Origin of the sequence: Moorena sp. SIO4A5, from assembly GCF_010672005.1 — a bacterium.
In the GTDB taxonomy this organism is placed as follows: domain Bacteria; phylum Cyanobacteriota; class Cyanobacteriia; order Cyanobacteriales; family Coleofasciculaceae; genus Moorena.
Genome location: NZ_JAAHHZ010000268.1, coordinates 1 through 6,417, shown reverse-complemented (window position 1 = coordinate 6,417; position 6,417 = coordinate 1). Strand labels below are relative to the sequence as shown.

General features: G+C 41.0%; 8 protein-coding genes. All 8 read right to left on the bottom strand.

Annotation, left to right across the window (positions count from 1 at the left end; translation table 11 throughout):
- On the bottom strand, positions 1 to 774 hold a 774-nt coding region (locus tag F6K57_RS34550; protein WP_293072441.1), incomplete at its 3' end, for a transposase.
- Between the two features lie 152 nt (positions 775 to 926).
- The gene (locus F6K57_RS34545; protein WP_229415206.1) at positions 927 to 1,109 is read right to left on the bottom strand and encodes a hypothetical protein; all 183 of its coding nucleotides are present in this window, start codon (positions 1,107 to 1,109) and stop codon (positions 927 to 929) included.
- A 69-nt stretch (positions 1,110 to 1,178) separates the two neighbouring features.
- A complete protein-coding gene (locus tag F6K57_RS34540) occupies positions 1,179 to 1,556 on the bottom strand; it encodes a microviridin/marinostatin family tricyclic proteinase inhibitor (protein WP_293059277.1) in 378 nt (125 codons plus the stop codon).
- 257 nt (positions 1,557 to 1,813) lie between these two features.
- A complete protein-coding gene (locus F6K57_RS34535; RefSeq protein ID WP_293059274.1) occupies positions 1,814 to 2,068 on the bottom strand; it encodes a microviridin/marinostatin family tricyclic proteinase inhibitor in 255 nt (84 codons plus the stop codon).
- 451 nt (positions 2,069 to 2,519) lie between these two features.
- Positions 2,520 to 2,816, bottom strand: a complete 297-nt coding sequence (locus F6K57_RS34530; protein ID WP_293059271.1) for a helix-turn-helix domain-containing protein — start codon at positions 2,814 to 2,816, stop codon at positions 2,520 to 2,522.
- Positions 2,813 to 3,127: a hypothetical protein gene (locus F6K57_RS34525; protein ID WP_293072438.1), complete on the bottom strand. Its 315-nt coding sequence runs from the start codon at positions 3,125 to 3,127 to the stop codon at positions 2,813 to 2,815. The genes F6K57_RS34530 and F6K57_RS34525 overlap by 4 nt, the downstream gene beginning before the upstream one ends.
- Before the next feature lie 181 nt (positions 3,128 to 3,308).
- Positions 3,309 to 5,174 carry a group II intron reverse transcriptase/maturase gene (gene ltrA / locus F6K57_RS34520; RefSeq protein ID WP_293072436.1) on the bottom strand — a complete coding sequence of 622 codons (1,866 nt, stop codon included), beginning with the start codon at positions 5,172 to 5,174 and terminating at the stop codon, positions 3,309 to 3,311.
- Positions 5,175 to 6,049: 875 nt separating this feature from the next.
- The coding region (locus F6K57_RS34515; RefSeq protein WP_293072434.1) for an ABC transporter ATP-binding protein at positions 6,050 to 6,417 on the bottom strand (368 nt) is incomplete at its 5' end.

The window sequence follows — 6,417 nt, the reverse complement described above, 5'->3', positions numbered from 1 at the left end:
ACAAGCCATGCAATCAAAATCTAATCCATTATTGGGTCGATTGGCTTTACTGGTGTGACCACAACGGGGACATGACTGGGAAGTAAAATCAGCATCAACTCTAATCGCTAAAGCGCCACCCAAAACGGCTTTATAGTCAATGAAGTAATGTAACTTAGTAAACTCCCAAATCCTTTTATTTCTATGGGGTTTACACAGTTTTATAGATGGTTCATGGCCTAGTTGTATTAGCTTAATTTGATCAGGATTATGGGTAATATTTTCTAGACCAATCAATGAGCCAAAAATCACGACACGTTTGGCAATACAGTGATTAATATCAGCGTTAAACCGTCTCTCTCGTTTTGACAGGACTATCAACCGTCTGGTAGCCGAACGAGTGCCTTTTCGCTGTAGAGTTTGTTTCGTTTTATAGTAACGATTAGCTCTATGAATTACTGACTTGCCAGAAAAGAAACCAGCTGTTTTATTCGTATCAAAGGTTACGGCTAGATAGCGCTGACCTACATCCACACCAACAACACGTTTAATCGCTTCAGGTTTAAGTTCGGGTAGCTCCAACTCTAAGCTTACTAGTAAATAGTAAGTCTTGGTTTTTTCAGCATAGCAAATTATTGCTGCACCTATTTTGGCTATACCTGAATGAATCAAGTCTAAGTGTTTTTGATATCCGGAGTAGTCAACTTTTATGCGACCTTCTAAGGTAACTAGGCTAGCTTTACCTTTAACAAACGAGTAGTCACGCTTGTAACTAAACGTACAAGTTCGAGCTATGAATTTAGGAGGGGTATCTAACCCTTTCGCTTGTTGGTAATTCCAGATTTTAAGTGAGTAGCATTACGCTCTACTTTCATCCAGAGATTTTTATAGATTGCAGCTCCCTGTCGAGGTACATTACATGCCATTTGGGCTGGTAACATAAAGCGTTATCGAATGTCGTAGTAAACCTGCTTTTGTAACTTAGCCGCATAGGAAATTTTGCCGTTTTCAAAGGCCAATTTCGATGTATAGTTTAAGGCATCACGATAGGCTAAAGTAACTGCACGAAGCTTTTCTTTTTGCTCCGGTGTGCAGTTCAACTTCAGCTTTGCTGTAATTACCTGCTGCATCGAATTCTTGACCTTTATTAATTGTGTTATAGCAGTTATAAATAACGCTATAGTCAACCAGACACGATATTACTTCTGGTGAACATCTTCCTCATCAGAGGGGAACTTCAGGGTCACAATTGGACCACCGCCACCATCTTCTTGATCCGATGGGAACTTCTCAGTCATGATTGGACCACCGCCACCCTCTTCGTGATCTGAGGGATACTTCTTAGTCATGACTGGACCACCACCACCCTCTTCGTGATCTGAGGGGTACTTCCGAGTAAAGCATCCGACACTATCTTCCCAATCAGAGGGGTACTTCCGTGTCATCGCAAAACCGCGACCGCCTCTAACATCATCCATTTCTTCTTCAGATAGCTCTTCGCACCATTGCCCTTCTAGGTAGCGGGCAAAAAAGGGAACTGCTTGGGAATTTTCTTCTGGTTTGTCCATATTAGACATGGCTTTAAACTCCTAGTGGATAAATAAGATGTGGGGAAATAGGAGATAGGATGTGGCTAAGTATGAGTATATCCATGAATAGACCCATGAATAGACACAACTATTTTCCTATAAATCTATTAAAAGCCATGCCTCCCTAGCTGTAACGCCAAATTGGCGAAAATTTTTAATTGAAACCTAAAATAAATAAGTTAGGATCTGGGTAGATTCTTCCCCATTTTCCAGATATCCCCGGTCTGAAAATATTACACGGATTGCTATATATCTTCTTGATCAGATGGGTACTTTTGAGTCTCAACTATTATATCATCTCGAAACTTAAAGGTTACCCCCGACCAATCTTCCCGATCAGATGGGTACTTTCTGGTAAGACTGCGAATAGGCAATATAGTACCACCTTTGACAGTTTCCATTTCTTCTTTAGATAAGTCTTCAATAAATTGTCCCTCCAAGTAGCGGGCAAAAAAGGGAACTGCTTGGGAATTTTCTTCTGGATTGTTCAGGTCTGACATTGAAAAAATACTCCTAGGTAATTGATTGAAATTACTTGCTAGTTAAACTAGCCCTTAGCAAAGGTATTAGGGAGTAGTAAGTAGGTAGTAGAGAATAAAAATCCTAAAATTTTCTACCTAAAGTGATATTACATGATAAAAATAACCACTTAACTAAACCCTTAACACTTGATAGTTTCCAAGTATTACGTAGTATATTAGCAACAAAAATTTATTCTACCCTTAATAATTAAAACAAAATAGGACATAAAAATAACAATTATGTCTCATAGCCCTAGAAATCTCTGTGTAGTCCTACTTTGAACCATTGGTATTTTTTTTAGTAATGGGTAATGGTACGAGAGTAATCACAATTACCATTACCATTACCCAAGCCTGAAAATACCGATGCTATCTGGATATCAAAGAAATAAAGACGATTCTGAGCCCATCTCCGGATATCTCCATCTTGTTAATGTGGTGGACACAGGAAATTCTTGAGTTCTTCAGGAATTTCTTCAAAATGCTCCAGAAGGAAATCCATTATGGCCAGATGGTACAAATCAATTGCCATCGGAGAGCGATAGTTGTGACCTCTGGCAAACCAGCGCTGTACTGTGCCTTCGCTACGGGAGCAAATACAGGCGATGACCTCGTAAGTCACTAACCATTTTCGATAAAACTGTTGTGGTGTCATCCCCAATTTGCAGTTACTGTAGCGCTGGATTAAGGCTTGGTCTTTTTCGGTTAGAGGACGGGGCTTTTTCATAAAGCTTCCTCTACTGCTAGAGTTTCTAAGTCTTGTTCACAGGCTAGTACGGTGATGGCTGGTGAACTCCAAAAGTATAGCGCTAGTCGCAAAATGAGATGGCAAATCCGCCACTGAGAGAAATGTCGGGTATAGGGATAGAAGGGAGGGATGAGTATACCCCTGTCCATAATCAGTGTGGAACAGGCTTCTAGCCTGTTTGTGGGACACAGGCTAGAAGCCTGTTCCACAGAAGCCTGTTCCACAGAAGCCTGTTCCACAGTTTCTTGGTAGGGGTGAGCCTCACCATCAGGGTGAAATGGTTTTAGCATAGGATGTATCTCCTTGTGTTAATGGAGGAGCCAGAAGCCAGCGTTTGCCATGGAAACTTTGCGCTGGCTTCTTTCTATCTCCTTATCTATCGGGTAAGTCAGCGGGATTACTCCCGCTTCGTCCCCAAAGCACCGTGCGAACAAGTTTCCAAGTACACGGCGCTACCAATTCCAAAAGAACTCACTTATCATTGCCACTTCTTTTTCTAGATTTCCGGGTTTGTACCTTTTGGTTTTTGTTCCGGCTCTTGGAGGGTTTATTTATCCCAACTCTCAGCATTTCCTGTATGTTGAGATTAGTGGCACCCAAGGCATGTATGGATTGGTGACAGTCGCTGTGTAGGTAAACTAAATTTTCTGATTTATCTAGTCCACCAAAATGTTTGGGTATAATGTGATGTAAATGTAATTCATCACTAACCCCAAGGGTTTGATTGCACACAGGACAGAGATAGTTCTGTCTGTTTGCTATTTTATCCCTCCCGGTAGAGAACCTACTTCTAGCTGTTTTTTCCCTTTGTTCGCTTTTTCGTTTTTCCCAGTACTCGATTAGGTTCGGGTCGTCTGGGCTATTTTTATATTGAACTAAGGTGTGTCGCTTAATAGGTATCCATGCCAGTTTTTGTACGTATACATCTTTAAGGGATTTGTCTCCGAACACCCATTTGTCATTTCTTCCTGGACATAATTTCCCAAAGTACTTGTTATTAACCCAGTTTAAAGACTTTTTCGGGTGTCTCCGTTTCCCCCATCTGTTTAACTTCCAGTGTATATAGCTATCAACTTTTGTGAAGGTTTTTTTGGCAACTACTCCATCATGATAATTGCCCCATCCTTGAATTTTCGGATTGAGTTCTTTAATGACTTGTAATTGAGTTGCCCCTTTCAGTTTCTTGAAGGTTTCCTTCAGGGATTTTTTGAACTTGTTGATGTTTTTACTGGATGGCTTGATGAGGGTAACCAATTCCGACTTTCGTGCAGTGGTTCGATACTTGCGGAAATTCCATCCTAGGAAGTCAAATCCTTCAGTGAGGTGTCTAGTGTTGGTTTTTTCCTCCGATAGGCTCAGTCCTTTTTTGGCTAACCATTCTTGTAAGATTACCTTAGCGTTTGCTGCATCTTCTTCGGTTTCTGTTAAAACCACAAAGTCATCAGCAAAGCGGACGAATGTCCTATTGGTGATATTGTTCCATGTACCTCCGGATTTCCTTCTCTTATCGGTATTCCATTTGTATCTAATACCTAGTACCTCTTCCATCCCGTGGAGTGCAATGTTGGCCAATAGTGGACTAATTACTCCTCCTTGTGGTGTACCGGCTTCAGTGTTATAGAATACATCGCCTTCCATGTATCCTGCTTTCAGCCATTGTTTCACTAGTTTTCGGGCGGGAAAGTTTCCAATGTTTTCAAGTAGTGGTTCATGGGCAATGTTGTCAAAACATCCTGTAATGTCGGCATCCAATACCCACCATTTCTTGTTTCTTTCTCCACTAATGTTAGTGAAAATCCTTTGTCTCGCATCATGGGTACTCCTGCCAGGTCGAAACCCGTATGATGTGGGTTCAAATTTGGCTTCCCATGCAGGCTCTAGTGCATTTTTGACGATGCCTTGTATACATCTGTCAATCATGCTCGGAATTCCCAGTGGTCGTTTTTTACCATTGGATTTAGGTATGTATACACGTTTGGTCGGTATTGGGTTCCAGGCGCGATAACTTGATAGAGCATCGACCAACTCTCCCCTGAGTTTGGGATTTAATTTTGCTATTTTGTCAATTCCAGGGGTATTCTTTCCTTTGTTAAGTTGTGCTGCCTGTCTCACGGAGATGAGTATGTTGGAATAACTACGCAGCATTAGGCGTTGTAGTTTGTTCACCAATTTCCAATTACCTTCGCGAGTCGCTCGGAATATTCTACGTCTTAATTTCCTGACTGTCCTATAAGCTCTTTTCCAGTTTACGGAATGCCAATAGGTAGTTTGTTCAGTTACGATACCGTTTTCTTTTGAATTCGGTTCTATCTTTTCCATCGCAATTAAGGAAATCATCCCTATAATTTCTTTGCTTGGAATCGGCTCTGAAATTCAGCACTATGCACGAGTTGAGGGATTATCCTCTATCCAACCGGTTATACACATTTCTGTGATTTCCCGTTGACTTTCGTCTTGTTGGCCTTAGCTTGGTTCAGACTTCTACCGGACTGAGAGTTATACCTCTTCTTACGATTTGGCTACCTTATTCATCGACCTAGAATAAGGACTCAATCTCGGCTTACCCGGTTACGCACAAAGAAGATTCAAACTGTAGGTTGTCGTCTATACGCCGAGTCCATATGGGGTTCTCAGTTATTCAGTATGGAGTGAATTAACCCTTGGAGCTTTTATCCCCATTACCGCTTTTAGCAGGGATATTACTAATTACGACGCTTCAATCAACGATTCCTTTCGTCAACCTATTAGTTCTTTCCCAAACGACCTCTTATCAGGCGGTATCTGCATCGAGTTACGCATTACCCTCTAGCTGTGAGATAAAACGATTCGGGAGTATTCTAGCTTGATGCCGGATATATCCATCTCGTATTACCCCTTCGGGTGGGAACTACGCTTGAACCCTAGCCTGTATGGGAGATTACGGAATCTCCACTCCTTTGAGCGCCTTCATCGGTCGCCCCCTTACTTTCATAATAACATAAAACACTAAAATAATACAAAAACGTTAAAAAACTTAAAAAACTAATTTGGGAGGAAGGTAGATTGCTTTGCGACCATTCAAAATTATCAATTCAAAATTCAAAAATACCCCTGAAATTAATTCAGGGGCTTGTATCCGTTGTCAACAATTAAAAATTATAAGGCTATACCTGTTTGAATTTTTAAGTTGGGATTTTGAATTAAATTTTGAATTAAAAAAAATAACCTTTCCCTTAATTAACAGACCATGGATCACTAATCTCAGAATTAACAGACCATGGATCACTAATCTCAGGTATTTCCATAGCTTGTCGTCTGTCTTGCTGCTGTTGAATCCGATCGAGAGTACCAGTGGGAATAGAAGCAATCAGCTGACGAGTATAATCCTGCTGAGGTTCTCGATAAATACTGTCAGCTGAACCAATTTCTTCTATTTTGCCCTGGTTCATTACCATAATGCGATCGCTCATGAATTTGACTACACTCAAGTCATGGGAAATGAAGATATAGGTTAAGCCGAAATCCTCCTGCAATTGTTTGAGCAAATTCAGGACCTGTGCCTGTACGGAAACATCTAGAGCAGAAACGGATTCATCACAAA

Coding starts and splice junctions, on each gene's coding strand:
- F6K57_RS34540 (WP_293059277.1), bottom strand. CDS start 1,556: ATGTCTAATATGGACAAACCAGAAGAAAATTCCCAAGCAGTTCCCTTT.
- F6K57_RS34545 (WP_229415206.1), bottom strand. CDS start 1,109: ATGCAGCAGGTAATTACAGCAAAGCTGAAGTTGAACTGCACACCGGAG.
- F6K57_RS34535 (WP_293059274.1), bottom strand. CDS start 2,068: ATGTCAGACCTGAACAATCCAGAAGAAAATTCCCAAGCAGTTCCCTTT.
- F6K57_RS34530 (WP_293059271.1), bottom strand. CDS start 2,816: ATGAAAAAGCCCCGTCCTCTAACCGAAAAAGACCAAGCCTTAATCCAG.
- ltrA (WP_293072436.1), bottom strand. CDS start 5,174: ATGATTTCCTTAATTGCGATGGAAAAGATAGAACCGAATTCAAAAGAA.
- F6K57_RS34525 (WP_293072438.1), bottom strand. CDS start 3,127: ATGCTAAAACCATTTCACCCTGATGGTGAGGCTCACCCCTACCAAGAA.